The sequence below is a fragment of the Burkholderia pulmonis genome (assembly GCF_984667975.1).
In genome coordinates this window covers 1134016-1160065 of record NZ_OZ480188.1, presented here as the reverse complement: position 1 = coordinate 1160065, position 26050 = coordinate 1134016, and the positions used below count along the sequence as shown (strand labels likewise).

Here is a 26050-nt window from a genome sequence, read left to right as displayed (position 1 = left end):
GGTTTTTATTAAGTATTACATATTAATTATTCGGGCGCTTGCAGTCCATGTCGCGTGGCGGGTTTCGGCTACGCACGCGTGGACGAAGCGCACCTTCCCGAAATATTTCCCGGCATGGCTTACGTGAAGGACCGGTGCCGGTAATGCGTCAAACACGATGAGGACATGAAAATGAAGAGCAACCAATCCGGATTCATGCAGCGATCGACCTTGAAGGGTGCGCTGGCGCTTCTGCTGGCATGGTCGTCTTTCGGCACGGGCGTTGCCACGGCGGCCGGGGCGGCTACCGGCACGGCGCCGGCATTCGTTTATAGCCCGTACAAGGACGCGACGATTTCGATGAACTGGAACACGAACGTCATCTCGACGAACGTGACGGGTCAGTTGAGCCCGGTGTTGTCGGTGCTGCCGGCGGGGGTACGTACGATGACGCTCGCGTTTGCGACCGGAGAATGCGGCAGCGAGAACTGGGCGGGCGTCGACGGCGGTGCGATGGCGGCCGCCAATGTGCCGCTGTTCACCGCAGCCAACGTGAATTACGTGATTTCCACCGGCGGCGCAGCCGGCATGTTCACGTGCGGGACGGATGCGGGCATGACGAACTTCATCAATCGTTATGCATCGAGCAACCTCATCGGGATCGATTTCGATATCGAGGGCGGGCAGACGCAACAGGTGATCAACGATCTGGTTCAGCGCGTGGCAGTCGCCCAGCAGAATTATCCCGGCCTGCGCTTCAGCTTCACGCTGGCGACGCTGGCACCTTCCCAGCAGGGCGCGACCACGGCCAGTTCCTGGGGCGCCAGCGCACCCGACAGCTTCAACGTGTATGGCGACTGGGTCATGCAGGCCATCCAGGCAGCCGGCCTGAAGAACTACACCATCGACCTGATGACGATGGACTACGGGTCGGCCGGGGCGGGGAACTGCGTGGTCGCGAACGGCACCTGCCAGATGGGGCAGTCGGCGATCCAGGCGGCGATGAACCTGCACGATCACTGGGGTGTGCCGTACAGCCAGATCGAGCTGACGCCGATGATCGGCGGCAACGATGTGGCCGGCGAAACCTTTACGCCGGCGGATGCAGACACCGTTGCGCAGTTCGTGAAACAGAATGGGCTCGTGGGTGTCCACTTCTGGTCGTTCGACCGTGACGTCGATTGCCCGCCCGGCGCCGCATCGTCGACGTGCAACTCCATCGGCGGTGTCGGTACGCTTGGTTATACGAACCGGTTTGCCAGCGACCTGGCGCCGGGACAATGAACGAAGCGTGACCCGGGAGGAAACCACGAGGCCCGTCCGGATCATTGCGGGGAGGGTTCCCGTGGTTTCCCATTTCCACGACCGGCAACCTGAGGAATGGTCGGGGACGTATTTGGCCGGCAACTGCCGTTCAAATACGTCCTGATCTGCAGGATCGCGGCCGCCGCCGCGCCGGCAAAAATCGACAGGTCGGAACAGATCGGCGCGGTGTTCCCGACTGCCGTCCGGATGCGCCCCGCGCATTCCCGTACCACCGCGGCATCGGCAGATGTGCCGCCCACGTCCTGCTGCCCGTCTTTGCCTCGCCGCCTGACAAACCGCCAGGAACGCAAAGGTTTCGCCATGTCGGCAAGATCGCTCGCTTCAATCCTGCCGATGCTTGGCGAACCTCCTTTTCAGGACGGCGAGCGACATCACGCTTCCCGTGTCAGATGGATTCATCTCGCACGGCAGTCGCGGTCGGAGCGCATGCGCCTGGCAAGACTGCGCCACTCGAGCTGATCGATGGCCGGGACGATGTGAGGGCGCGTGGCGCGCCGCGCTTTTGCGATTCGCGATTGCAACGCACCGCGACGATCCGCGACCAGAGCAGGCACAAAAAGCCGGTCGGACCGACTTCATATTGCCCACCGGACTCGTAGCGGTCCTGAAAGGCGACCCTCCGTGCACACCGGATCGCATAGCCGATCGTGCTGTGCAGGCAGGACATATCGAGAGGTTGATCGCTTGCCGATTCGGACGGCGCATCGGCGCGGAGCATGTCGCGATTCCGGCTGAGCCGGCTTCCAGCAGTCTTCATGTCGAGGAAGTCGAAGAATAGTGGACGCGACCTTATTACGATTTGCGGCGGGGCTCAAATCCAAGTTACTTGCATAAATGAACTGATTGACGTACTGTAGCAGTGTCGTGGAGGGAAACCGCGTTGGACAGCATGGATCGAGAGGTACTGGAAACTGTCGTCACGTGGCGCCGCGAGGGGCGCGCAGTGATGCTCGGCACGGTTTTGAAGACGTGGGGCTCGGCGCCTCGCCCGATTGGCGCGATGGTCGCGCTGCGAGACGACGGCGCGGTGAAGGGCTCGATATCGGGCGGATGTCTCGAGGACGATCTGATCGAGCGCGTGTGGCGCGTCGGATTCTCGGGCTCGGTGCCGACTGTTGTAACCTACGGCCTCTCGGCGGACGACGCGCATCGCTTCGGTCTTCCATGCGGTGGCACACTGATGATTCTTGTGGAGCCGGTTCGAGCGTTGTCGCGCCTGGATGATGCGTTGGAGTGGGTCAGGCGTGGCCGGGTGGCGATCCGGACCGTGAATGCCGAGACCGGTGAGGCTGACGTGTGGCCTGTCGATGTGACGGACCAGACTTCATTCGACGGCGTGTCGTTGCGCGCATGTTACGGACCGAGTCATCGCCTGCTGATCATCGGCGCCGGGCAACTGTCCGAATATGTTGCGCGGATGGCGGTGGCGCTGGGCTATCGCGTCATCGTTTGCGACCCGCGTGAAGAGTACCTCCGGGAATGGTCCGTGCCCCATACTGAAGTATTCCGCGAAATGCCCGACGACCTGATCGAGCGAATCGGCCTGGATCCGAACACGGCGGTGGTGGCGCTGACGCATGATCCGAAGATCGACGACCTGGCGTTGATCGAGGCGCTCAAATCGCCGGCGTTCTACGTGGGAGCGGTCGGCTCGCGTGCGAATAACGCGAAGCGTCGGGAACGGCTCAAGCTGTTCGACCTGACCGACACGCAGGTTGCAGCGCTTCATGGTCCGATCGGGCTTCACATCGGCGCCAGGACGCCGCCGGAGATCGCGGTGGCCATCATGGCGGAGATGACGTCGCACCGTTACGGCGTGCCGGTCGTGCAGTCGCACGCGCTTCGCGAAGCGCCATCGGTGCCGCAACGGGTCGAATAGGCGTGCGCGCACCTGTGTTGCGCGCATGGCAGCAGACATTTTTTCGATGAACTTATGGCTAAACCCACCATGCTCGAATCGTCGAGCCACAGTGCTTCGGATGCGCGCTTTGCATCGATCGAGCGCTATTCATCGGTTGCGAGAACCGTCGAGATACTGTCGGATGCGTGGGGCTTCCTGGTGCTGCGAGAATGCTTTTTCGGCGTCAGGCGATTCGAGCAGTTCCAGAGCATCCTGCAGGTTCCGCGTACCACGCTGGTGGAGCGGCTCAAGAAATTCACGACCCTGGGCATACTGAAGAAACAGCTTCCGTCGACAGGCGGTGCCCGGCACGAGTACCGTTTCACGGAACAGGGCCGCGACCTGTACGCGACGATGATTGCGCTGCTGGCCTTCGGCGACCGCTGGCTGGCGGGCGACGCGCCGCCGCCGTTGAAACTGATTCACAAGACCTGCCGATGCGATTGCGTGCCACGCGTCGTGTGCTCGCACTGCCACGCCGGCATCGACGCGAGGTCCGTTCACTATCGTGACGGGCCGGGGGCCGGCAGTGAGGAGCGTAGCGTCGAGCACAAGCGTTCGCGCCGGAATTCGGATGTGAGCGTCCTCGAACGCGTTCGGCCATGCTCGGTCGCCCGGACGCTGCAGATCATCGGCGACCGCTGGAGCTTCCTCGTGATTCGGGAATTCTTCTACGGTGTTCGACGCTTCGACGAGTTTCAGTCGCGACTGGGGATCGCCACCAACATCCTGTCGGATCGGCTGCAGCGGCTCGTGGAGCAGGGGATCGCGGAAAAGCGGCTGTACCAGGAGAAGCCGAAGCGCTATGAGTACCGGTTGACCGAAATGGGTCGCGACCTGTATGGGTCGATGCTGGTCATGATGGCTTGGGGCGACAAGTGGCTTTCTGGCGGGAAAGCGCCGTTGACACTCCGGCATCGGGAGTGCGACCACGATTTCCATGCGATCGTCGCATGCGACAGATGCGGCGCCGAACTCGATCCACGGGAGATGTCATACGTCATGCGGTACGCGTTGCCGGTCGAACTCGACGTCGTCTGACTCGCGCTGCCCGATGCGGTGTCGCGCCGCGGTGGGTGGGCGGCGGCAGCTCGATTCGCGGCATGGCGGCGGCCATCTTCCCGTATAGCCGAACCGAAAGCCGACTGTGCGTCCCGCTCGCGTCGCGCCGGCGGGCCGCGCGTGCGTGACGATTTGCATCGTCATCCTCTTCTTTCTCTTCCTCATCGTTCAACGCTTCCGGTCGACTGCACGTGTCGCCGGGCGCATCCGGTCGCGCACACGGATTGCCGCGCAATGCCGCTTGCGTTCGCGTCCCGATTCAGCCTCGCAGCAGACGTCAGCCGTGTCGGCATACGCGGCACTTGATCAAAAGGGTATAGAAAATGCAAGCGACGTCTGCGTTGACGAAGCTGCATTTGAGCGACCGCGCCCCGACGCGGGCGTGACCAACGAATTCGCTCGGAAGGTGTGAATAAATTGGGAAATACCGATTGAATTATCCCGTTTCTTCATACGTCACAAGTTGTCGAACAAGGGGCTTGCAAATCAGAATTCGGCTCACTATAGTCCACTTATGCAAGTTAAGTGAGCGTCGCGACATCGTCGTCGATTCCGCGATTCCGTGATCGGGTGGAGGAGAAAAATTGAACGCATTTGAGTTTCAGTCGAACAGGTCGACGATCGTCGAGGCCGGTGCCTCGTCGCGACTCGGGGAAATCGTCGGCAGGCTGGGTTGTCGCTCGGTCTTTCTCGTGACGGACCGCGGCATCGTCGACAACGGGCTGGTGAAGCCGGTTCTTGACAGTCTCGAGGCAGCCGGCATGGACGTATCGGTGTACGCGGACGTCGAGGCCGATCCGCCGGCCCACGTGGTGAACGGCGCGGCCGATGCGGCGATGGCTGCCGGGGCCGAATGCGTGGTCGGCATCGGCGGCGGCAGTTCGCTCGACGTCGCGAAACTGGTGGCGCTGCTCGCGCACCGGACCGAAAAGCTCGACGACGTCTACGGCGTCGGCGTGGCGAAGGGGCCGCGGTTGCCGCTGGTGTTGCTGCCTACGACTGCGGGAACGGGATCCGAGGTCACGCCGATTTCGATCGTGACGACCGGCGCCGGAGAAAAGAAGGGGGTGGTCTCGCCGGTTCTGCTGCCGGACATCGCGGTGCTCGACGCGGATCTGACGATGAGCCTGCCGCCCGCCGTCACCGCGGCAACCGGCATCGACGCAATGGTGCACGCGATCGAGGCGTACACCAGCAAGCGCCTGAAGAATCCTGTCTCCGATTGTCTCGCGAAGGAGGCGCTGCGTCTGCTCGGCGCCAACATTGGCGAGGCCTGTGCCAATGGCGCCAATCGTGATGCGCGCCAGGCAATGCTGCTCGGCGCGATGCTGGCCGGCCTCGCGTTCGCCAATGCCCCCGTAGCAGGTGTTCATGCGCTGGCCTATCCGGTAGGCGCACGCTTTCACGTTCCGCACGGGCTGTCGAACTCGCTCGTCCTTCCGGCAGTCATGCGCTTCAACCTCGATGCGGCCGCCGACCGGTATGCGGAGCTTGCCGCCGTCCTGATGCCCGACGTCACGGGAAACGCAAGTACGCGTGCGAACGCACTGGTCGAGCATTTGACTGCGTTGCCGAAGTTGCTCGGCTTGCCGACCCGGCTGTCGGACGTCGGCATTGACCGCGGTGACATCCCGACGCTGGCCGAGGACGCCATGCGCCAAACCCGCCTGCTCGTGAACAACCCGCGGGAGATGTCCCTGCAAGACGCGGCGTCGCTATACGAGGAGGTTCTGTGAGCGAAAGGAAAATGCCGTCGCGTCGCGCCCAGTATCCGCATTTCACCGCCATCCAGACCCGCTGGGCCGACAACGACGCCTATGGGCATGTCAACAACGTCGTCTATTACGCGTACTTCGATACCGCGGTCAATCGGCAGCTGATCGAATCCGGTGTGCTGGACATCGCGACCAGTCCTGCTATCGGTCTCGTGGTCGAGACCCGTTGCACCTACTTCTCGTCGATCGGATTTCCCGACGTCGTTCATGCGGGCATGAAGGTCGTGCATCTGGGCAACAGCAGCGTGCGCTACGAGATCGCGTTGTTTCGCAACGATGCCGACACGGCTTCTGCTGTCGGCGAGTTCGTACACGTCTATGTCGATCGAGCAACGAGTGGCCCCGTGCCGGTTCCGCACGATGTCCGGAAAGTCTTGCAGTCGTTGATGGCCTGACGCGCCGATCGCGACAGGTGTCCTGGAGGAGAGCGCAAATGGAAATGGCAGGAGAGGCACGGTTGCAGGCGTCCCGTGAAGCCGTGTGGGACGCACTCAATGATCCGGCGGTGCTGCAGGCCAGCATCCCGGGATGCGAAGTGCTCGAGAAGAGCGCCGACAACGAATTTACCGCGACGGTCGTGTCGAAAGTCGGGCCGATCAAGGCGCGGTTCGCCGGCAAGGTGACGCTATCCAATATCGCAGCCCCCGTCAGCTACACGCTGACGGGTGAAGGTTCCGGCGGCGCGGCAGGTTTCGCACGTGCCGATATCGACGTGGCGCTCGAGGCGCTGGAGCAGGATGTCACGCTGCTTCGATACGGCGTCAAGGCAAACGTCGGCGGCAAGCTGGCGCAGCTGGGTTCGCGGATGATCGATGCGGCGGCGCGCAAGTCGGCGGACGACTTCTTCGACCTGTTCGCCAGGCAGGTCGACACGAAAGTGGCCAGCGGCGAACAGGTGGCGCCTTCGACGACGACGGGCGTCGATGCACTGATGGCGGCCGTGTCGATCGAGCGTCCGGCCGTTGCGCCGGCTCATGCGGAATCGGCCGTCGCCGTCGAACCCGCGTCACCCCGGCAACGCACGGAAACCGCCGACGTCGCTGCGCCGCAGGCTCCCCCCTCCGGGGCGGACAGCGGACCTGCGACCGCGTTGGCCGATCTCCAGGCGGAGGTGGTGGATGCATTGATGACCGAGAAGATCAAGGTGTGGATCGCCGATCAGATCGCGGTCGTCACGTTGAACCGGCCGCGCAGCCGCAATGCGATGACATACGGGATGTGGCTCGCGATGCCGTCGGTCATGGCCGCACTCGAACGCAATCCCGACGTGCGTGCGGTGTTGCTGACAGGCGCGGGCGACGACTTCTGCGCCGGCGCCGATATTTCGGAGTTCGATAGAGTGCGTGCCGACGCGGGCCAGGCGAATGCGTACGAGATTGCAGTGGATGCCTGCTGTGATGCGATCGCCAATATCTCGAAGCCGACCATCGCCGTATTGCGAGGCTACTGCCTGGGCGGCGGTGCGCACGTCGCGATGTCGTGCGATTTCCGCTTCGCGGCACATGACGCCGTATTCGGCATCCCGGCGGCGCGCCTGTCCATCGTCTACGGTGTGCGGGGAACGCGCAAGTTGTTGTCGCTGGTAGGGGTGTCGCAAGCAAAGAAGATTCTCTACGGCGCCGAGCGATTCGACGCGCGCGCGGCACGGGACATCGGCTTCGTCGACCGTCTCGCGGGAGACGACGCGCAGGTTGCCCCGGTTTCGTGGTGGCAGCGCGCGACCGGCCGCCAGCCGCGGGCAAGGCTGCTTGACCCGATGGCCGATGCGCGGGCGTTCGCCAGATCGATGGCAGTCAACGCACCGTTGAGCCTGGCAGGTGCGAAATACCTGCTGAACGGGATGGCGACGGGAACCGGTGCACTGAATCTCGATCGGGCCGAAGCGATGATCGCGGCAGCGGCGAGCAGCGACGATTACCGGGAAGGCCGGGCCGCATTCGCCGAGAAGCGCACGGCGAAATTCCAGGGGCGTTGACGGAGGATCCGATGAAACCGGCACCGTTTGATTATTGTTGCCCGGACTCCGTCGCCGAGGCGATCGCCGCGCTGGCGGCCTGCCGCGGCGATGCGAAATTGATGGCCGGCGGCCAAAGCCTGATGCCGATGCTGAATTTTCGCGTGGTCCGCCCCGCGCTGATCGTCGATATCCGCAAACTGGTCGAACTCGACTATGTGCGGGAGCGGGAGGACGGCGGGCTCAGCGTGGGTGCGCTGACGCGTCATCGCGTGCTCGAGACGTCGCGCCAGGTTGCGCGATGCTTTCCGATCATTCCGGACACGATGCGTCATGTCGCCCACCTGGCGATCCGCAATCGCGGCACGATCGGCGGAAGCCTGTCGCATGCCGATCCGGCCGCCGAGCTGCCGATGCTGGCGCGACTGCTGGATGCGACGCTCGTCGTGCGTTCGATGCGCGGCGAGCGCAGGATCGCGGCGGCCGATTTCTTCATCGCGCCGCTCACGACGATGCTCGACGATGACGAGATGGTCATTCGCGTCGATTTTCCGGGTGTGAAGCCCGGGACCGGCTGGTGTTTCGAGGAATTCTCGCGTCGCGCGGGCGACTTCGCACTGGCCGCCGTGGGCGTGCTGCTGGATGTCCGCGGCGGCGTGATTCACGAAGCACGCGTCGCGATGATGGGGGTGGGAGACACGCCGTTGCGGCGCAGTGATTCGGAAGCGGTTCTGCGCGGCAAACCATTGTCCGACGCGCTCGTGGAGGCGGCGGCGGAAGCCGCGTGCGACGGCCTTTCCCCCGCTCTGGATCTGCATGCGTCGCCGGCATACCGCTGCCATCTCGCGGGCGTGCTGGCGCGGCGCGCGATCCGCAGCGCATGGCGCCGTGCTTCGGGAGTCGCGCAATGACCGAACATGACATGGCCGGCAAGCAGGTCTGGATGATCGTCAACGGCACGGTCGTCGAGCGCAGCGTCGAACCTCGCCTGCTTCTGTCCGATTTCTTGCGGCAGCACCTGTCGCTGACCGGCACGCACGTCGGTTGCGAGCATGGCGTATGCGGTGCCTGCACGGTGATCGTCGACGGCGACAGCGTGCGGTCCTGCCTGATTCTGGCGATCTCGGCCGACGGCTGCGACGTGCGTACCGTGGAAAGCATGGGAACGCCCGATTCGCTGAGCCCGCTGCAGGAGGCATTCCGTGAACATCACGGCCTTCAGTGCGGATTCTGTACGCCCGGCATGCTGGCAACCTGTGCCGACGCCTTGCAGAAGTACCCGCTCGACACCGACGACGAGATTCGCGATGTCCTGTCCGGCAATCTTTGCCGCTGTACCGGCTACCAGGGCATCGTGGAAGCGGTCCGTGTTTGTGTAACGGCGCGCGACGCGTTGCGGCAAGCCGCCGGGTCCGAGCCAGCCGAGGATGACCAACGATGAAAATGCACGTTCTGAATGGTGGCCGGCTCCGCATGCGTAAGAGTGTCTATCTGCCGGACGCCGAGCGAAGCGAAACGATCGACCTCCCGGTGGCATGCATGCTGTTTCGGCATGGTCAGGGAAACGTACTGTTCGATACCGGATGCCATCCGCAGGTCGTCGACGATGCCGCCGCCCGCTGGGGGGCGATGGCAAAGGCCATGACGCCGATCGCCGGACCGGAAGACAACGTCATCTCGGCGTTGAAGATGCTCGGGCTCGGCGCGGACGATATCGACGTGGTCGTCAACTCCCACCTGCACTCCGATCACTGCGGCTGCAATGCATTCTTCAAGCGGGCGACGTTCTTCTGTCATGCGAAGGAGCTGGCGGCCGCGCAGGGCGAGGAGGCGCTGCAGCGCGGCTACATTCCCGCCGACTGGCAGCATCCGATGCCGACCGAACTCGTCGACGGGGAGCGCGACGTCTTCGGCGATGGAAGGATGCTGCTGGTGCCGTTGCCGGGGCATACGCCAGGGAGCCTGGGCCTGCTCGCGACGCTGCCGCGCGACGGGGCCTTCCTGCTGGCGGCCGATGCCGTTGCCCTGCGCGCGCACCTGACGCATGAACTGATGCCGCGCAATACGTGGGACCCCGATGCCGCGTTGTCATCCGTCAACGAAGTCCGGCGGATGGAACGGGAGGGCGCCCGCGTGATCTTCGGCCACGATCCGCAACAGTGGGAGACGCTTCGCAAGGGGGTTCACGCGTATGAGTAAGCCGCGTCATGATCCGGGCGCGCCGCCGGACGCCGATGTCGGCATCCACGAACGGCCGCGCGGCGGATTTGTCGGGCAGCCGGTACGTCGATTCGAGGACGCGCGGCTGCTTACCGGGCTCGGCCGCTACGTCGACGATCGGCCGGCCGGAAATGCGCTTCATCTCGCGATCTTGCGCAGCGACCAGGCGCATGCACGCATCCGCGCGATTCGTGCCGACGCCGCACGGACCATGGCCGGCGTATTCGGCATCTATTCGTGGGCCGATCTGGCCGGGCTCGTCAAACCGGCCGTCGCGGTATCGCGCATGGCTGATTATCAGCCCACGCCGATTCATGCGCTGGCGGACGGCGTCGTGCACTTCGTCGGCGAACCCGTCATCGCGGTGCTCGCCGACAGCCGCTATCTGGCCGAGGATGCGCGGGACGCCATCGAGATCGAATACGAACCGCTGCCGGTCGAGACCGATGCCGAGGCGGCCGCGCAGCCCGGGGCGCCGCTGCTGCACGAAGGCCTGACGAGCAACGTGCTGGTCGAACGCCGGTTCGTGCGCGGCGAGATCGACGACGCATTCGCGAATGCGCCCGTCACCGTGGGCGGACGCTTCCGGTTTCACCGGAAGATGCCGACCGCGATGGAGCCGCGCACCTATATCGCGGAAGTGGACCCCGGCCGGGATGCCCTGACGCTCTACACGTCGAGCCAGATACCGGGAATCGTGCGCGACGCGATGGCGGATCTGCTCGACATGCCGGGCAACCGGCTGACGGTGATCGCGCCCGATGTCGGCGGGGGGTTCGGCGGCAAGACCTCGGTCTATCAGGAGGAAATGCTCGTATGCGTCCTCGCGCGCAAGGCCGGGCGCGCGGTGCGCTGGTGCGCCGATCGGCTCGAGGACATGCTGTCGACGAGTCAGGCCTTCGACGAACGGGTCGACGCCGAACTCGCGGTGGATCGCGATGGCCGGATTCTGGGGCTGCGCGCGGAAGTGATCGGCGATGTGGGCGCGTATTCGATCTACCCGTGGACTGCCGGCATCGAGCCGGTCCAGGTCATCAGCTTTCTGCCCGGGCCGTACCGGGTTCCTGCGTATCACGGACACGTTCGCGGGGTAACGACACCCAAGGCGCCGACCGGACCTTATCGCGGCGTCGGCCGCCCGACCTCGACATTCGCGATGGAACGCCTGATGGATCTGGCGGCAAAGCGCCTCGGACTGGATCCGACGGCGTTGCGGCTGCGCAATCTCGTGCGTCCCGAGGAGTTTCCGTATCGGACGCCAGTCGGCATCGTATGGGATCAATCCGCGTTCATCGAAGGACTCGAGGCGGCCAAGGAACGGTTCGGCTACTCCGCTGCGAGGCAGGCACAGGCACAGGCGCGTGCCGCAGGCCGCTGGGTCGGTATCGGTGTCGCCTGTTATGCGGAACTGTCCGGCATCGGCTCGCGCATTTCCGCGTCGCCGGGCATGCCGATCAATACCGGTACCGATACGTGCGTGATCCGGCTCGATTCCACCGGAGCGGTCACGGCATCGTTCGGTTGCGCATCGCATGGCCAGGGGCACGAGACGACGCTCGCTCAGGTGCTGGCCGACGAACTCGGCGCGCGCATCGAAGATTTGCGCGTGATCACCGGGAATAGCGACGCCGTGCCGCACGGTACCGGCAGTTATGCCAGCCGGACGGCCGTCATCAGCAGCGGGGCGGGAATGCTGGCAGCGCGCGAGTTGCGCGCACGGATGTTGCGTGTTGCCGGCCACCTGCTCGACGTGCCGCCGGACGATCTCGACGTGGCCGAGAGCGTCATTCGCGTGCGCTGGCGCGACGCGCGCCTGTCGTTCGCCGATCTGGCGAAGGCGCTCTATTCGCAGATGGGACGCGTGCCGCAGGCGTGTCGCGAGGATCTTTGCGTCAGTCGGGTGTACGACCCGGTGGTGGGCACGACCAGTTCGTCCACGCACCTCGTTCAGGTGGAAATCGATCCCGAGACGTATGGCGTTCACGTTCAGCGATACGTGATCGCGGAGGACTGCGGACGGGTGATCAATCCGTTGATCGTCGCGGGGCAGACACGTGGCGCGGTGGCGCAGGGCATCGGCGCGGCACTTCTCGAAGAAGTCGTGTACGACGCCGACGGCCAGTTGCTGACCGCGAGCCTGGTCGATTACCTGCTGCCGTCGGCGCCGGAAGTCCCGACGTTCGATCTCGTGCACCTCGAGAAACTGGCACCCAATACGCTGGGCGGCTTTCGCGGCATGGGCGAGGGCGGGACGATCGGCTCGCCCGCAGCCATCGCGAATGCGATCACCGATGCGCTGGCGCCGCTGAACGTCGACATATCGGAGCTGCCGGTGACGCCCGAGCGCCTGTATCGCCTCATTCATCCCCCCATTGAATCAACCAAGGAGCAACAAGATGGAATTCAGACTTGACGGAAAAGTCGCGCTCGTGACCGGCGGCGCCCGGGACGTGGGCCGGGAAATTGCCCTGGGACTGGCCGCCGAGGGCGCGAGTGTCGTCGTCAACTATCACGGCTCGAAGGCGGCGGCAGAATCGGTCGTGGACGAGATCCGCGCGCAAGGCGGTCGCGGCCTCGCGATCGGCTGCGACATCTCGGACCGTCGGGCCGTGGACCAGATGATCGACGAGACCGTCGAGGTGTTCGGTGGCCTGAACATTCTCGTCAACAACGCGGGGCTCGTCATCCGCAAGCGTTTTCTCGATTCTCACCCGGACGAATGGCGCAAGCAGATCGACGTGTGCCTGTTCGGGACACTGAACTGCACGCATGCGGCGCTGCCTCATCTGGAGCGGCACAAAGGCAGCGGTCGAATCATCACGATCACGGGCGATTCATCGAGGGTCGGTGAATCCGGTCTGGCGATCGGCGCGGCCGCGCGCGCGGCAAACATCGCGCTGATGAAGTCGATCGCACGCGAAACGCGCTCGGGCACGACTGCGAATGCGCTGGCGCTGGGGCTGATCGAGACGGCACACGATCCGGCATTTCTCGAGGCGAATCTCGAACGACTGGTGAAGCTGTATCCGCTTCGACGTCTCGGTCAGCCGCACGACGTCGCACCCATGGCGATCCTGCTTGCATCGGAAAAGGGAAGCTGGATTACCGGTCAGGTCATCAGCATCAGCGGTGGATTCAGCATGGTCTGACGGCGCAATCCCCCGCCTTCATTCCGACACCTGACACATCGGCGCCGCCTGACGAATCCGACGGCGACGCTCGAGGAGACAAACGTGATTCACACCGAGCTTATTGTGCCTGTCCATGTCTTGCTGAAGCGCCATCAAGAGCGCAATCCGGACAAGACGGCATTCGAGGACGCACGGACGTCCATGACCTATGCGGAACTGGAGGCGATGACCGCGCGCCTCGCGACGCATTTCCAGCGGGCGGGCGTACAAGCCGGCGATCGCGTCGCCGTCGTGCTGCCGAATTCGGTCGAATGGGTGGTGAGCTGTCTCGCCTGCGTTCGCGCGGGCGCGATCGCCGTGCCGATCAGCCACGACGCCACCTCGCCGGAGATCGAGTATCGGCTGGACGATGCAGGCTGCACGGCACTCGTGACGAGCGATGCGCGCGAGCGGGAATTGCGCGCGATCGGTGCTTCGGTCGGCACGGTCAGGGAATATGTGACCGTTTCGTGGTCGGCGCAGCCCGTCGCCGGGACGCCGTTTGTGCGCGCGACGGCGCGCGGCGCGCCGAGTGCGCCGTCGGATCCGGACGCGATCGACGATCCGGCATTCGTGATCTACACGTCGGGCACGACCGGCAAGCCCAAGGGCGTGCTGCTGTCGACGCGCGGCATGCTGTGGGTCGCCGCCGCATGCTGGGCGCCGATTGCCGGCCTGACGGGCAGCGATCGCGTGCTGAGCGCGCTTCCGCTGTACCACTCCTATGCGCTGAACTTCTCGGTGCTGACCGTGCTTGCCGTCGGCGCGAGTGCGTACCTGATGGAGAAGTATTCATCGAGCGAAATCCCGCGGCTGCTGTCGGACGGGCGCTTCACCGTCATGCCGGGCGTGCCGACGATGTTCCACTACCTGCTTGAATCCGCGCGGGCGAGCGGGGGCGGCTCGCTGCCCGGGCTGCGGTTGTGCGTGTCGGCCGGCGCGATACTGCCGGGCACGACGAATCGCGAATTCGAGAACCTGTTCGGCCTCAAGCTGCTCGACGGCTACGGCATTACCGAAACATCGACGATGGTCACGATGAACTGGCCGACCGGGGCGCGAGTCTTCGGTTCGTGCGGCCTGCCGCTGCCGGGCGTGGCGGCGCGCATCGTCGAACCGGCTGCGTTGTGCGATGTCGGTATCGGCGAAGAAGGCGAATTGCTGGTCCGGGGCCCCAACGTGATGAAGGGATACCTGAACAAGCCGGCCGAAACCGACGCGGCCTTGCGCAATGGCTGGTATCGCACCGGCGACCTCGCACGCTTCGACGAGAATGGCTATATCACCATCACGGGGCGCCTCAAGGAGGTGATCATTCGTGGCGGGCAGAACATCTCGCCGGCCGAGATCGAGGAGGTGATCTGCGAGTACGACGGCGTTCGCGATTGCGCGGTGGTCGGCATGCCGCATGCCCATCTCGGCGAGGTGCCGGTGGTGTTCGTCGTCGAGCGCACCGAGGGTGCTGTCGACGTCGCCGCGCTGCTCGCGCATTGCAGTCTTCACCTGTCGGCGTACAAGGTGCCGTCCGTGATTCATGTGACGACGGAGATTCCGCGGACCGGATCGGGGAAGGTCATGCGGTTCAAATTGCGCGAAGCCGTACAACCGGCCGAGCACGGTGACGCGTAACGCGTCCCGCCTATCCTTTGAAGGGAGAAGTATCGATGTCGACATTTTCATCAACCGGGCATGTAACGATTCGGAATCCTGATTTGATAAGGCATGCGTGCCTGATTGCGGGTGAGTGGATTCACGCCGATCGAGGGGGCATGATCGACGTGCGCAATCCGTCGACGAGGCAATCGCTCGGGACGGTGCCGCGCATGGGGCGAGATGAAACGCTGCGCGCGATCGACGGGGCGAATGCCGCGCTGGCCGGGTGGCGTTCCCGCACCGGCAAGGAGCGTGCGGCGGTTCTGCGCCGCTGGTATGAGCTGATGATCGAGAATCAGGAGGATCTGGCGGCCATCATGACAGCGGAGCAAGGCAAACCGCTTGCCGAAAGCCGCGGGGAAATCGGCTATGCCGCGTCGTTTCTGGAATGGTTTGCCGAGGAAGCCAAGCGCGTCTACGGCGATACGATTCCGGGGCACGCACGCGACAAGCGCATCGTCGTGCTGAAGCAACCGATCGGCGTGTGCGCAGCGATCACGCCGTGGAATTTTCCGGCGGCGATGCTGACGCGCAAGATCGGACCGGCGCTCGCCGCCGGTTGCACGATGGTCCTGAAACCGGCGAGCCAGACGCCGTTTTCCGCCCTTGCGCTCTGCGTGCTGGCGGAGCGTGCAGGCGTGCCGAAAGGCGTGATCTCGTGCGTGACCGGCGCTGCGGCGGAAATCGGCGAAGCGTTGACGACCAGCCCGATCGTCCGCAAGGTCTCGTTTACCGGATCGACGGAAATCGGCAAGGTTCTGCTGGCGCAGTGCGCGTCCACCGTCAAGAAGGCGTCGATGGAGCTGGGCGGCAACGCACCGTTCATCGTATTCGACGATGCCGATCTCGACGCGGCGGTGAAAGGTGCGATCGCATCGAAGTATCGCAATGCCGGACAGACCTGCGTATGCGCGAACCGGCTGCTGGTTCAGGACGGCGTGTATGACGCGTTCATCGAAAAGCTTTCGGTGGCCGTGCGGTCGATGCGGGTCGGCGACGGATTCGAGGAAGGCGTCACGGTCGGCCCGTTGATCGACGCGCATGCCGTTGCGAAGGTGAGGGAGCACGTCGACGACGCCATATCGAAGGGTGCGCGTGTCGTGATCGGTGGAACACCGCATCCGAAGGGCGGCAACTACTACGAGCCGACGATTCTCGCGGATGTTTCCCCGGCGATGCGGATCTTTCGCGAGGAGACGTTCGGTCCCGTCGCCCCCGTTTTCCGGTTCAGTACCGACGACGAGGCAATCGCGCTCGCAAACGACACCGAGTTTGGTCTCGCGTCCTATTTCTACAGTCGGGATATCGGTCGCGTGCTGAAGGTGGCCGAGGCGCTGGAATACGGCATCGTCGGCATCAACGAGGGCTTGATCTCGACCGAAGTCGCGCCGTTCGGCGGCGTCAAGGAGAGCGGGCTGGGGCGCGAGGGTTCGAAGTACGGCATCGACGACTACCTCGAGCTGAAATATCTGTGCGTGGGCGGAATCGCCTGACGCCCGGGACGGCACCGGCGCGCGTCGACGCTTCGGTGCCGGTTCGTCATGGTTTCGTCAATGGAGGTGTCTCGCGCAACAAAGTCCAGTCATGCAAGTTAAATAACAACGATGGATCCATTGGTTTGGAGGAGATAGACATGTCAACAGTCAATGTGGCAGTGCCTGCGTCGCGGATGTCCCGGGAAGAAAAGCGGGTCGTTTTCGCGTCGTCGTTGGGTACGGTATTCGAATGGTACGACTTCTTTCTCGCGGGTTCGCTGGCGACTTTCATCAGCAAGCACATTTTCTCGGGCGTCAATCCGGCTGCGGGATTCATTTTTACGCTGCTGAGCTTTGCCGCCGGGTTCGCCGTGCGTCCGCTCGGGGCGATCGTATTCGGTCGTCTGGGTGACCTGGTCGGCCGCAAATATACGTTTCTCGTGACGATCGTGCTGATGGGCGGCTCGACTTTTCTGATCGGGCTGCTGCCGGGCTTCGCCACCATCGGGATCGCATCGCCGATCCTGTTTGTCGCGATGCGGATGATCCAGGGCCTTGCACTGGGCGGCGAGTACGGTGGTGCGGCCACGTATGTCGCGGAGCATGCACCGAACGACCGGCGCGGAGCGTGGACCGCCTGGATCCAGATGACCGCGACACTCGGGCTGTTCCTGTCGCTGATCGTCATCCTGAGTGTTCGAACCACGACGGGCGAAGCGCCGTTTGCGGCATGGGGATGGCGCGTGCCGTTCCTGCTGTCGATCGTGTTGCTCGGGATATCGGTATGGATTCGTCTTCAGTTGCACGAATCGCCGGCATTCGAGCGCATGAAGGCGGAGGGCAGTCGCTCGAAGGCGCCCGTCGCCGAGGCATTCGGGCAATGGAAGAATCTCAGGCTGGTGCTGGTCGTGCTGTTCGGACTGACGGCGGGGCAGGCGGTCGTCTGGTATACGGGACAGTTCTACACGCTGTTCTTTTTGACGCAGACGCTCAAACTCGACGGATCGACGTCGAACATGGTTCTCGCCATCGCACTCGTGATTTCGGCGCCTTTCTACGTCGTGTTCGGTTCGCTGTCCGATCGCATCGGACGCAAGCCGATCATCCTGATCGGTTTCACGCTGGCGGCTGCCACGTACTTTCCGTTGTTCAAGGGGCTGACGCACTTTATCAATCCCGCACTGGAGACCGCTCAACGGAATGCGCCGATCGTGGTGAGGGCGTTTCCTCGCGAATGCGCGTTCCAGTTCAATCCGGTCGGTACGGCAACCTTTACCAGTTCATGCGATATCGCCAAGAGCGCGCTTTCGAAGGCCGGCCTGAGCTACCGGAACGAGCCCGTGGCGCCGGGCGAGAAGGCGGCGATCGTCGTCGGTGATAGCGTCATTGCGTCTTACGACGCAAAGTCTGCCGACGCAGCCACGCAAGCGCGCGATTTCGATCGGGCGTTGCAGCGTGCGCTGCAGGACAACGGCTATCCGATGAAGGCCGATCCCGGAAAAATCAACTGGCCGATGGCGATTCTCCTGCTGGCGATCCTGATGATCTACGGGACGATGGTCTACGGGCCGATCGCCGCCATGCTCGTCGAGTATTTTCCGACACGCATCCGCTACACGTCGATGTCGTTGCCGTATCACATCGGGAACGGATGGTTCGGCGGCTTTCTTCCGGCTTCGGCGTTCGCGATCGTCGCCGCAAACGGCAACATCTATTCCGGCCTCTGGTATCCGATCGTCATCGCGATTGCTTCGCTGATCGTCGGGCTGTTGTGCGTCCGCGAGACGCGCGGCACCGATCTCTACGCCAGCTGACCAGGCGGCATCCCGATACGGAGTTGAACGAACCATGGCGCTGTACGAATATCGAGGCGTGGCTCCGCGCATTCATGCGTCGGCGTACATCCACCCGAGCGCGAGCATCATCGGCGACGTGATCGTCGGCGGCGGTTGCTATATCGGACCGGGCGCGTCGCTGCGCGGGGATTTCGGCGCCATTCGCGTCGACGAGGACAGCAATGTACAGGACAACTGTACGCTGCACGTCGGGCACGGGATGACCTGTTGGCTCGGCGTACGATCCCATGTCGGCCATGGCGCCGTGGTACATGGCGCCCATCTGGTGCGCAACGTCCTGATCGGGATGAACGCCGTCGTGATGGATGACGCGATAATCGGCGAATCGGCCATCGTGGCGGCAAGCGCATTCGTCAAGTCGGGAATGCAGGTGCCGGCACAAACCCTGGTCATGGGCGTGCCGGCGAGTATCGTCCGACTACTGTCCGACGCCGAACTGCATGAGAAGGTCGAAGCGACGAACCGGTATTGCGAACTCGCGGCATCGAGTTTGGCAACGGTACGTCGAATCGATACGCCGATCGCGGGCTGACCGCGTCGTTCCGTCAGGCGCTCGCGAACACGGCGAGTGGCGTCACGGTCGTCGGTGCGATGGTTGAGGGGCAGCCGGGCGATCAAGATCCGGAACGCCCTGTCTCGAGCGGGCCTCCGGGATTGCCGAGGAGGGAGGGGCGTTCCTGGTTGTGACCTGCCGGCGGTTCGAGTCCGGGCTGTGCCGGGGGCGCGCCGCTACATCTGCTTGAAGAGGCCGGCGCTCGCGCGGCTGACGGGCAGGACGTCGCTGCTTCCGTGCAAATGGATGCGCAGGCGGCCGAGCAGGTCGCGTTCGATGTGATCGATCGCCGCATAGGCGACGATCACGCCGCGATGCACCTGCGCGAAACGCTCGGTGTCGAGCCGCTGCAGCATCTCCTTGAGCGGCGTGCGGATCACGTGCCGCTCGCTCGCGGTCACGACCTCCGTGTATTTGTCCGCGGCCTGGAAATACAGCACCTCGTCGACCGAGACGAGCCGGGTCGTGTCCCGGAGGCCCACGGTCAGCCACCGGATGGGCGCGGCATCCCGCTGCTCCTGTGCGCTGGCCAGCAGCGCGGTGTCGGTCGGTGCGGGGCCGCCGCGCTGCAGCTTGACGATGCAGCGGAGCAGGCGGTCGTCGGTCACGGGTTTCAGCAGATAGTCGATCGCCGACTGGTCGAACGCCTGAACCGCGTACTCGTCGTAGGACGTCACGAATACGACGTGCACGTGCGGCACGAGGCTCGCGATCTTCAGCCCGTCGATCCCGGGCATCCGGATGTCGAGGAACGCGAAATCCGGGCGCTTCGCATTCAGCTCGGCGAGTGCGTCGACGCCGTTGCGCGGCATCCCGACGATCTCCAGCTCGGGCCACAGCGTACCGAGGCGCGCGGCGAGCTCGGCGGACAGGTTGGGTTCGTCGTCGGCGATCAGGGCTGTCGGCATATCAGGTAATGGGGATCTGCAAGGTTGCGGTCACGCCCCGCATGGCGCCGGCATTCGTGCCGACCGACACGCGGCCGCGCTCGCCATAGAGACTGATCATCCGGGCGCGAATGTTCGCGAGTCCCACGCCGCCGTGCAGCTTCGTGCCGCCGTTGCCGAGCCCCACGCCGGTGTCGCTCACGCTCAGGACGAGCAGGCCGCCGTCGCGCGTGCCGCGAATGCGCACTTCGCCGCCGTCGACCGACGGCTCGATACCGTGCAGCAACGCGTTCTCGACGAGCGGCTGCAGCAGGAGCGGCGACAGCGGCAGGGCCCGCAGCGCGTCCGGCACGTCGATCGCATAGCGCAGGCGTTCCTCGCCGAGCCGGATCGTCGCGATCTTCAGCAGCGCCTCGACCAGTTCCAGCTCTTCCCCCAGCGTGGAGGTGGCCTTGCGCGTGCGCCCGAGGCTCGCGCGCAGGTAGCGGTTCAGGCTGTCGAGCATCGTCGTGGCGCGGGCCGGATCGCGTTCGATCAGGCTCTGCACGTTCGCCAGCGTGTTGAACAGGAAATGCGGCTCGATCTGGGCCTGCAGCAGCGCGAGCCGCGCGGCCGTTTCGGCCTGGCGCGCCTCGGCGGCCTCGCGCCGCTGCGTCTCGAGCGACGTGCGCATGCGCGCGGCCTGCACGAACACGGAGACGAATGCGCAGGCTGCGCCGGCGACGATGAACGACGAGCCGTAGGCCAGCCAGACCTTGACGCCGGCTTGCCCGATCAGGTGCGGGACGTGCCCGATCGTGGAGGCCGCGATCTCGAAACCGATGAATACGCTGGCCGGCGCGACGATCAGGATCTTCGGCACCAGCGCGAGCTTGCCGCGCACGAGCCTGTCGATGGCGACGCCGAGCAGCGTCGCGCTGAAACCGATGCCGTTCGCGACGACCAGGTACGGCAGCAGCGCCTCGTTGCGGCGCGTCGCCCAGAAGATCAGCCCGACCGCCGAGTTGAAACAGAAAAGACCCAGCAGCGAGCGGCCTCGATGCGCGGGGCCGACGTGCGGTTCGGACGACAGGAAGGCGAACGGCTTGCTTGGCATGGCAGCGAGCAGGGGCGGATTGCGGAGATGGTAGCGTAATTTGCGACGGCATTGCCAACGGCGATCGGCTGCGACCCGTGTGCGGCAGTCCGCACCGACGTTCGCCGGACCGGAGGGCCGTTCGTCGGTCGATTTCCACCGTTCATCGCAAAGCGCGGCGCGTGGTCGGGCCGGCCGCTATAGTTGCCGACATGTCCGCTGGTTGCGGCGCTCCCGAACAGGTACCCACCATGCCACATTTCCCTACCTACGTTTACGTCTTGTTCTGCGTGCTCGTCTATATCGGCGTGAAACGCTGCTTCGTGCGCGAAGTCCGGCCCGTGCGTCCGCTCCTGTTTCCGGTCGTGTTTGTCGGTCTCGGCCTGTCGAGCCTCGGCCACCTGTTTCCCCGGGCGGGCGCCGATGCCTACGCGGCGGGCCTCGCGATGCTCGTGGTCGGCACGGCGGGCGGCTGGTTCCACGCGCGCCGCTGGCGCCTGCAGTTCAGGACCGGGCCGGAAGGGATGTTCGTGCGCCTGCCGGGCGACGCGAGCCTCCTGGTCACGCTGCTCCTGACGTTCGTTGCCGAGACGTTCATTCATTACGCGATCGCGACCGCGCGGCCGTGGGCGGCCACCGGCGCGTTCGCGGCCCTGTCGTTCGCGGTGTGGGGCGGGCTCGTCGGCATGCCGCTCGGGCGTGCGATCAACGTGGTGACGCGCTGCATCCGCCACGCGAACGGCGCGCCGGACGAAGGCGGCGGGTCCGCGCTCGAGTCGCGCTGAGCGCGGCCGGGTCGCCGGCGAGGGCGGATGTCGCGTCTCGCCGCGATCCCGGCGGGCCGAGTGGTCGCGCCGCCCGTTCCCGCGTGACAGCGGCCCGCGCGCCGCCTTCCGCGCTACCTTCCGCGCCCGACGCATCGCGCCGGGCGCGTTTTGCATGATGCGTGCCGGCGGCCGCGCTTCCCTCGTTTCCCGGTTCAAAAGAAGAACGTCGCGATCGCCTGCACGATCTCGCTTTGCGCCTGCGCGCCGTAGACGCTGCGCGCCGAGCCGTGGTTGCTCTGCCATTGCACGGCGAAGTCGCTGCGCGGCCAGTGATAGCGCGCTTCGAGCCACGTGAAGTAGCTGTGGTCGTCGAGGTTGTAGCGCGCCATCGCGGTCAGCCCCAGATGCTGGACGAAGACGTCGGGCATCGATGCGTAGACGAACAGCGAGCGCCGCGTCATCAGCTCCTGCGCGATGCTCGCCGTGTCGCGATAGCGCCAGTATCGCGACGGGTCATTTTGGAGCGCCCGCCACGCGGCGGCGCTCGCGCTGGCGCCGTCGTAGTCGTACTCGAGCGTCAGCGACAGCTTGTTCGCGAAGGTGTGAGTGACGCCCGTCGCGAGCTTCGAGGCCCAGGACGATGCGGCCCGCGAGAAATCGGCGACCGCGCTGCCGCGGCCGATCGCGTATTCGAGGAACCCGACCGTCGCATCGTCGATCAGCGTGGTGGCGTTCACGCCCAGCTGCGGCGCGATGCCTTCGCCGCCGTACAGCAGCCACTGCGGCGAGAAGTTGCCGAACAGCCGCTGCGACCCGCTCAGCATGTAGCGGGTGCGCGCGTTGGTCGCGCCGAGATCGGGGTTGAAGGTCGCATCGTTCGGATGCGTGTCGAGCCGCGGCGACACCAGGGCGGTCATCGAGCCGCCGCTCCACAGCAGCTGCCCGCGCGCCATCACGCTGCCGAGCCGGTTCTCGCGCAGGCTCTCGGGATCGATCGACACGACCGAGCGCAGCGCGCCGGCCTTGAAGAAGTCCGTGGGATTGAAGCCCGACGCGACGCCTTCGCGCAGGTTCACGCGACCGACGTCGACGATCGCGTTCGGGCTCGCCTGCCAGCTCACGTAGGCCTGCTTCAGCGTGTCGACCGCGTTGTACTGCGACGTGCCCGCGCGCCATCCCGCATCGAAGCGATTCGAAACGATTGCCCGCCAGTTGCCGAACGTGCCGTCGTACGACAGGGTGTTCGACACGCGCGCGTTGTCGTTGAGCGTCACGGGCCCGGTCTGGCTCGCTGCCGTGTAGTTCGCGACGGCCGCCTCGAACGTGCCGCGCCAGTTGCTCGGCGTCACGGGCGCCGCCGTCGCCGTGTCGGCGAGCCGCAGCGCGTCGCCGTCCGCGTCGTCGGCCGCGAGCGCGGCCTGCGCGGTCGCGAGGCCCGCCGCGCAGACCAGCACGGCGATCCGGGATCGCGCCATCGTCTAGTCGGCCTTGAAGCGCGACAGGTACGCGCGCTGCAGCCACGCGTCCGGAATGTCGCGCCACGCGTAGTCGGAGTAGCGCATCACCGTGACCCAGCCGGGATCGAGCCCGTCGATGATGACGGTTTCCGTCGGCCGCGCCGCGCCCAGCTGATCCTGGTAGTGCCGGTAGTACGCAATCTTCAGCACGCTGCCGCTTGCCGCGAAGAAGCGCGCCTTGACCGGCCGCTTCGTGTCGCTCGCGATCCACAGGTCGATCGCGTGGTACGTGACGTCCGGCGCGCGCGCCGTCAGGCGCAGCCGGTAGCAGTGCCGGGTCTGGTGCTCGCCGTCCGCCACGTTCTCCTCGCCCGCGAGCGACGCGTCGTAGTCGCTTGCCCAGTTGACGGTCACGACGTCGCCGTTCGCGGCCTGGCCGAGCAGGCGCTGTTGCGGCGAGATCCGTACGCTGGCCTGGCTCGACGGATCGTAGAACCACAGGTCGTTGCCGTTCTTCAGCATCAGCTTGTTCGCGTCGCGAGCCGGCGCGACGAACTGCACCAGCGTGCGGAACTGGCGGGTTGCCGGGTCCGCTTTCGAGTAGATCTTCAGCACCTCGGCGTCCGTCTGCTGTCCGTTGCGAAATTCGAGCAGCGTCGTCGTCAGGCCGAACGGCTTGTCGGGGTTGCGCACCGCGTCGCTTTGCGCGAGCAGCTGTTGCGCCGACGGGTCCGCGGCCGCGGCCGCGGTGGCGGCGATCGCGAGCAGCATCGCGGCGGCGCGCACGATCCGGATCGGAAATCTCATGGTGGCGGCTCCTGGTCAGGCGAAACGCAGCGCGTCGACGATCGGCAGGCGGGCAGCACGGTGCGCGGGCAGCCAGGCCGAGAGCGTCGCGACCACCGTCACGCCGAGCGCGTAGCGCGCGATCATCCCGAACTCGCCCCACACGCGTACCGACAGCGCGACCGGATCGGTCTGTCCGGGCGGCGTCCAGTGCAGGCCGGCGCGGTTGATCGCGACACCCGCCGCGAGCGCGAGGACGGTGCCCGCAACCGCGCCGCACAGGCCGAGCAGGCACCCTTCGCAGACGAACAGGCGCCGAATGCCGGCACCGCGCAGGCCGAGTGCGCGCAGCGTGCCGATCTCGTGCGTGCGCTCCATCACGGCCATGTTCATGGTGTTGCCGACCGTGAACAGCACGATCGTGGCGATCAGCACCGCGATGAAGCCGAAGATCGCGCCGAACATGCCGGTGACCTGGCCGTATTGCGGATTCAGCGTCGCGAAGCCGAGCACCTCGAGCGGCTCGCCCGCGAGCCGGGTGCGCAGCAGCGTCCGGATGCGTGCGCGTGCGGCCGGCAGATCGGCCGTGTGCTTCAGTTGCACGACGATGGAAGTCACCTTCGCATTCGGGCCGCTGCCGTAGACGAGCTGCTGCGCCTGCGGCAGGTGCACCTGCACGAACATGTCGTCGATCTGCTTGACGCCTTGCTTCTGCGCCGCGATCACCGACAGTTCGGCGACGTTCGGTGCGCCGTACGCATTCGACGTCAGCAGTTCGAGACGGGCGAGCCCGCTGCGGTGCACGGGTTTCGCGGCGGCCTCGGCCTGCGACAGCGACGCGATGTCGTCGGGCAGGTCCGACGCGCCGGCCGGGGCGGCCGTCACCGGATCGCGGCAATCGGGCACCCGCAGCGCGTCGCACAGGCGCAGCACGCGCGCGACGCCCGTGCCGATCACGGCGGCATTCGCGGCGCTGCCGGTCAGCGCGAGAGGCGTCGCCCGGTCGGCGAAGCCGTAGTCGTTCCACTGCCGCATCCGGTTCTGGTCGGCCACGACGATCCCGCTGCCCGAGACGGTGCGCGATACGCCCGCCGCGAAGTTGCCGGCGATGCCGTTGATCGTCAGCACCGGCGTCACGACCGTCACCTCGCGCGCGAGCTCCGGATCGCCGAGCACGGTGTCGATGATCTTCCGGTAGTCGGCGATCCCGTACGAGACGGGGTCGCCGCTGCCGTACAGGAAGTAGTCGCGGTGCTGGATCTGCAGATGGCCGCCCTGGCGCACGTAGCTGGTCTGGAGTCCGTAATTGATGTCGCGCGCATAGCCGCCGAACAGCAGGATGGCGGTCAGGCCGACGACCATCGCGAGCAGCGTCGTCGACGAGCGGCGGCGGTTGCGCAGCAGGTTGCGGAAGGCGAGAACCCAGAGGCTCATTGGCAGGCCTCCTCGTGCGGGGCGGCGGAGCGGGTTTCGACGACGCGGCCGTCGCGGATCATCGCGACGTCGTCCGCGGCGGCGACGACTTGCGGGTCGTGCGACGAGAACACGAACGATGTCGCGCGCTCGCGCTGCATCGTGCGCATCAGCGCGATGATGGTCGCGCCCGTCGCGCTGTCCAGGTTGGCGGTGGGCTCGTCGGCCAGCACGAGCGCCGGCTCGGTGACGAGCGCGCGCGCGATCGCGACGCGCTGCTGCTGGCCGCCCGACAACTGGCCGGGCCGGCGATTCGCCTTGTCGCCCATGCCGACGGCGTCGAGCAGCGCGAGCACCCGTTCGCGTCGCCGCGCGCGGGCGACGCCCAGCAGGGTCAGCGGATATTCGACGTTCTCGAACGCGCTGAACACGGGCAGCAGGTTGAACGACTGGAACACGAACCCGACGTGGCGCGCGCGGAAATCGGCCAGCGCGTTCTCGCGCATCGCGTCGATTCGCTCGCCCGCGACGGTGATGGCGCCGCGCGTCGGGCGATCGATGCCGCCGAGCAGGTTGAGCAACGTCGTCTTGCCGCTGCCGGACGGGCCCGACAGCACCGTGAAGCGGTTCGCGAGAATATCGAGCGACGCATCGTCGGCCGCCGCGACCGCGAGCGGGCCGGTTCCATAGGTTTTCGTGACATGACTCAAGCTGGCCGCCAACACGGACACCTCCCAGGGTA

23 protein-coding genes are annotated in these 26050 nt (G+C 65.5%); 17 read left to right on the top strand and 6 right to left on the bottom strand.

From position 1 onward, the window contains the following. Window positions 1–171: 171 nt before the first annotated feature. The 16 genes from AC5LXK_RS36685 (at window position 172) to AC5LXK_RS36610 (ending at window position 18902) form a co-directional block, all read left to right on the top strand. Entirely contained in the window at window positions 172–1263 is a 1092-nt protein-coding gene (locus AC5LXK_RS36685; RefSeq protein ID WP_493394521.1) for a glycoside hydrolase family 18 protein, read from the top strand. Window positions 1264–1359: 96 nt separating this feature from the next. Continuing rightward, window positions 1360–1764 carry a hypothetical protein gene (locus AC5LXK_RS36680; protein ID WP_493394520.1) on the top strand — a complete coding sequence of 135 codons (405 nt, stop codon included), beginning with the start codon at window positions 1360–1362 and terminating at the stop codon, window positions 1762–1764. A 430-nt stretch (window positions 1765–2194) separates the two neighbouring features. Next, a complete protein-coding gene (locus AC5LXK_RS36675; RefSeq protein ID WP_493395113.1) occupies window positions 2195–3184 on the top strand; it encodes an XdhC family protein in 990 nt (329 codons plus the stop codon). 54 nt (window positions 3185–3238) lie between these two features. Then, window positions 3239–4246: a winged helix-turn-helix transcriptional regulator gene (locus AC5LXK_RS36670; protein WP_493394519.1), complete on the top strand. Its 1008-nt coding sequence runs from the start codon at window positions 3239–3241 to the stop codon at window positions 4244–4246. A gap of 605 nt (window positions 4247–4851) precedes the next feature. After that, window positions 4852–6003, top strand: a complete 1152-nt coding sequence (locus AC5LXK_RS36665; protein ID WP_493394518.1) for an iron-containing alcohol dehydrogenase — start codon at window positions 4852–4854, stop codon at window positions 6001–6003. 11 nt (window positions 6004–6014) lie between these two features. After that, window positions 6015–6437 (top strand): acyl-CoA thioesterase, encoded by a 423-nt coding sequence (locus AC5LXK_RS36660; RefSeq protein WP_493395112.1) that lies wholly within the window; start codon window positions 6015–6017, stop codon window positions 6435–6437. Between the two features lie 38 nt (window positions 6438–6475). Further along, window positions 6476–8017 (top strand): enoyl-CoA hydratase-related protein, encoded by a 1542-nt coding sequence (locus AC5LXK_RS36655; protein WP_493394517.1) that lies wholly within the window; start codon window positions 6476–6478, stop codon window positions 8015–8017. A gap of 11 nt (window positions 8018–8028) precedes the next feature. Next, window positions 8029–8907 (top strand): FAD binding domain-containing protein, encoded by an 879-nt coding sequence (locus tag AC5LXK_RS36650; RefSeq protein WP_493394516.1) that lies wholly within the window; start codon window positions 8029–8031, stop codon window positions 8905–8907. Beyond that, window positions 8904–9437 carry a (2Fe-2S)-binding protein gene (locus tag AC5LXK_RS36645; protein WP_493394515.1) on the top strand — a complete coding sequence of 178 codons (534 nt, stop codon included), beginning with the start codon at window positions 8904–8906 and terminating at the stop codon, window positions 9435–9437. Before AC5LXK_RS36650 ends, AC5LXK_RS36645 begins: the two co-directional genes overlap by 4 nt. Continuing rightward, window positions 9434–10195 (top strand): N-acyl homoserine lactonase family protein, encoded by a 762-nt coding sequence (locus tag AC5LXK_RS36640; RefSeq protein WP_493394514.1) that lies wholly within the window; start codon window positions 9434–9436, stop codon window positions 10193–10195. The genes AC5LXK_RS36645 and AC5LXK_RS36640 overlap by 4 nt, the downstream gene beginning before the upstream one ends. A 43-nt stretch (window positions 10196–10238) precedes the next feature. Next, window positions 10239–12629, top strand: a complete 2391-nt coding sequence (locus AC5LXK_RS36635; protein ID WP_493395111.1) for a xanthine dehydrogenase family protein molybdopterin-binding subunit — start codon at window positions 10239–10241, stop codon at window positions 12627–12629. Between the two features lie 16 nt (window positions 12630–12645). Next, on the top strand, window positions 12646–13365 hold the full coding sequence (locus AC5LXK_RS36630; protein WP_493394513.1) for an SDR family NAD(P)-dependent oxidoreductase: 720 nt from the start codon (window positions 12646–12648) through the stop codon (window positions 13363–13365). An 84-nt stretch (window positions 13366–13449) separates the two neighbouring features. Beyond that, complete coding sequence (locus tag AC5LXK_RS36625; RefSeq protein WP_493394512.1) at window positions 13450–15015, top strand: class I adenylate-forming enzyme family protein; 1566 nt, start codon at window positions 13450–13452, stop codon at window positions 15013–15015. Window positions 15016–15050: 35 nt separating this feature from the next. Further along, window positions 15051–16532 (top strand): NADP-dependent succinate-semialdehyde dehydrogenase, encoded by a 1482-nt coding sequence (gabD, locus tag AC5LXK_RS36620; RefSeq protein ID WP_493394511.1) that lies wholly within the window; start codon window positions 15051–15053, stop codon window positions 16530–16532. 140 nt (window positions 16533–16672) lie between these two features. Beyond that, window positions 16673–18328 (top strand): MFS transporter, encoded by a 1656-nt coding sequence (locus tag AC5LXK_RS36615; RefSeq protein ID WP_493395110.1) that lies wholly within the window; start codon window positions 16673–16675, stop codon window positions 18326–18328. Window positions 18329–18362: 34 nt separating this feature from the next. Next, the gene (locus AC5LXK_RS36610) at window positions 18363–18902 is read left to right on the top strand and encodes a gamma carbonic anhydrase family protein (protein WP_493394510.1); all 540 of its coding nucleotides are present in this window, start codon (window positions 18363–18365) and stop codon (window positions 18900–18902) included. A gap of 197 nt (window positions 18903–19099) precedes the next feature. Here AC5LXK_RS36610 and AC5LXK_RS36605 read toward each other — a convergent pair whose 3' ends face one another. Then, the gene (locus tag AC5LXK_RS36605) at window positions 19100–19831 is read right to left on the bottom strand and encodes a LytR/AlgR family response regulator transcription factor (RefSeq protein ID WP_493394509.1); all 732 of its coding nucleotides are present in this window, start codon (window positions 19829–19831) and stop codon (window positions 19100–19102) included. A 1-nt stretch (window position 19832) separates the two neighbouring features. Then, window positions 19833–20906 carry a sensor histidine kinase gene (locus AC5LXK_RS36600; protein WP_493394508.1) on the bottom strand — a complete coding sequence of 358 codons (1074 nt, stop codon included), beginning with the start codon at window positions 20904–20906 and terminating at the stop codon, window positions 19833–19835. Window positions 20907–21136: 230 nt separating this feature from the next. Between AC5LXK_RS36600 and AC5LXK_RS36595 the strand changes: the two genes are divergently transcribed. Beyond that, complete coding sequence (locus tag AC5LXK_RS36595; RefSeq protein WP_493394507.1) at window positions 21137–21670, top strand: hypothetical protein; 534 nt, start codon at window positions 21137–21139, stop codon at window positions 21668–21670. A 194-nt stretch (window positions 21671–21864) separates the two neighbouring features. Here the strand turns inward: AC5LXK_RS36595 and AC5LXK_RS36590 are convergent, their stop codons facing one another. The 4 genes from AC5LXK_RS36590 to AC5LXK_RS36575 are packed head-to-tail and all read right to left on the bottom strand — an operon-like array spanning window position 21865 to window position 26033. Next, window positions 21865–23127, bottom strand: a complete 1263-nt coding sequence (locus AC5LXK_RS36590) for a hypothetical protein (RefSeq protein ID WP_493394506.1) — start codon at window positions 23125–23127, stop codon at window positions 21865–21867. A gap of 3 nt (window positions 23128–23130) precedes the next feature. Beyond that, window positions 23131–23916: an outer membrane lipoprotein-sorting protein gene (locus AC5LXK_RS36585; protein ID WP_493394505.1), complete on the bottom strand. Its 786-nt coding sequence runs from the start codon at window positions 23914–23916 to the stop codon at window positions 23131–23133. Window positions 23917–23931: 15 nt separating this feature from the next. Beyond that, complete coding sequence (locus AC5LXK_RS36580) at window positions 23932–25329, bottom strand: ABC transporter permease (RefSeq protein ID WP_493394504.1); 1398 nt, start codon at window positions 25327–25329, stop codon at window positions 23932–23934. Then, window positions 25326–26033 carry an ABC transporter ATP-binding protein gene (locus tag AC5LXK_RS36575; protein ID WP_493394503.1) on the bottom strand — a complete coding sequence of 236 codons (708 nt, stop codon included), beginning with the start codon at window positions 26031–26033 and terminating at the stop codon, window positions 25326–25328. The genes AC5LXK_RS36580 and AC5LXK_RS36575 overlap by 4 nt, the downstream gene beginning before the upstream one ends. Between the last annotated feature and the right edge of the window lie 17 nt (window positions 26034–26050).

What these genes read in the sequence shown, in the direction of transcription:
- AC5LXK_RS36685 (WP_493394521.1), top strand. Translation starts at nt 172, where the DNA reads ATGAAGAGCAACCAATCCGGATTCATGCAGCGATCGACCTTGAAGGGT.
- AC5LXK_RS36680 (WP_493394520.1), top strand. Translation starts at nt 1,360, where the DNA reads ATGGTCGGGGACGTATTTGGCCGGCAACTGCCGTTCAAATACGTCCTG.
- AC5LXK_RS36675 (WP_493395113.1), top strand. Translation starts at nt 2,195, where the DNA reads ATGGATCGAGAGGTACTGGAAACTGTCGTCACGTGGCGCCGCGAGGGG.
- AC5LXK_RS36670 (WP_493394519.1), top strand. Translation starts at nt 3,239, where the DNA reads ATGGCTAAACCCACCATGCTCGAATCGTCGAGCCACAGTGCTTCGGAT.
- AC5LXK_RS36660 (WP_493395112.1), top strand. Translation starts at nt 6,015, where the DNA reads ATGCCGTCGCGTCGCGCCCAGTATCCGCATTTCACCGCCATCCAGACC.
- AC5LXK_RS36655 (WP_493394517.1), top strand. Translation starts at nt 6,476, where the DNA reads ATGGAAATGGCAGGAGAGGCACGGTTGCAGGCGTCCCGTGAAGCCGTG.
- AC5LXK_RS36650 (WP_493394516.1), top strand. Translation starts at nt 8,029, where the DNA reads ATGAAACCGGCACCGTTTGATTATTGTTGCCCGGACTCCGTCGCCGAG.
- AC5LXK_RS36645 (WP_493394515.1), top strand. Translation starts at nt 8,904, where the DNA reads ATGACCGAACATGACATGGCCGGCAAGCAGGTCTGGATGATCGTCAAC.
- AC5LXK_RS36640 (WP_493394514.1), top strand. Translation starts at nt 9,434, where the DNA reads ATGAAAATGCACGTTCTGAATGGTGGCCGGCTCCGCATGCGTAAGAGT.
- gabD (WP_493394511.1), top strand. Translation starts at nt 15,051, where the DNA reads ATGTCGACATTTTCATCAACCGGGCATGTAACGATTCGGAATCCTGAT.
- AC5LXK_RS36615 (WP_493395110.1), top strand. Translation starts at nt 16,673, where the DNA reads ATGTCAACAGTCAATGTGGCAGTGCCTGCGTCGCGGATGTCCCGGGAA.
- AC5LXK_RS36610 (WP_493394510.1), top strand. Translation starts at nt 18,363, where the DNA reads ATGGCGCTGTACGAATATCGAGGCGTGGCTCCGCGCATTCATGCGTCG.
- AC5LXK_RS36605 (WP_493394509.1), bottom strand. Translation starts at nt 19,831, where the DNA reads ATGCCGACAGCCCTGATCGCCGACGACGAACCCAACCTGTCCGCCGAG.
- AC5LXK_RS36600 (WP_493394508.1), bottom strand. Translation starts at nt 20,906, where the DNA reads ATGCCAAGCAAGCCGTTCGCCTTCCTGTCGTCCGAACCGCACGTCGGC.
- AC5LXK_RS36595 (WP_493394507.1), top strand. Translation starts at nt 21,137, where the DNA reads ATGCCACATTTCCCTACCTACGTTTACGTCTTGTTCTGCGTGCTCGTC.
- AC5LXK_RS36590 (WP_493394506.1), bottom strand. Translation starts at nt 23,127, where the DNA reads ATGGCGCGATCCCGGATCGCCGTGCTGGTCTGCGCGGCGGGCCTCGCG.
- AC5LXK_RS36585 (WP_493394505.1), bottom strand. Translation starts at nt 23,916, where the DNA reads ATGAGATTTCCGATCCGGATCGTGCGCGCCGCCGCGATGCTGCTCGCG.
- AC5LXK_RS36580 (WP_493394504.1), bottom strand. Translation starts at nt 25,329, where the DNA reads ATGAGCCTCTGGGTTCTCGCCTTCCGCAACCTGCTGCGCAACCGCCGC.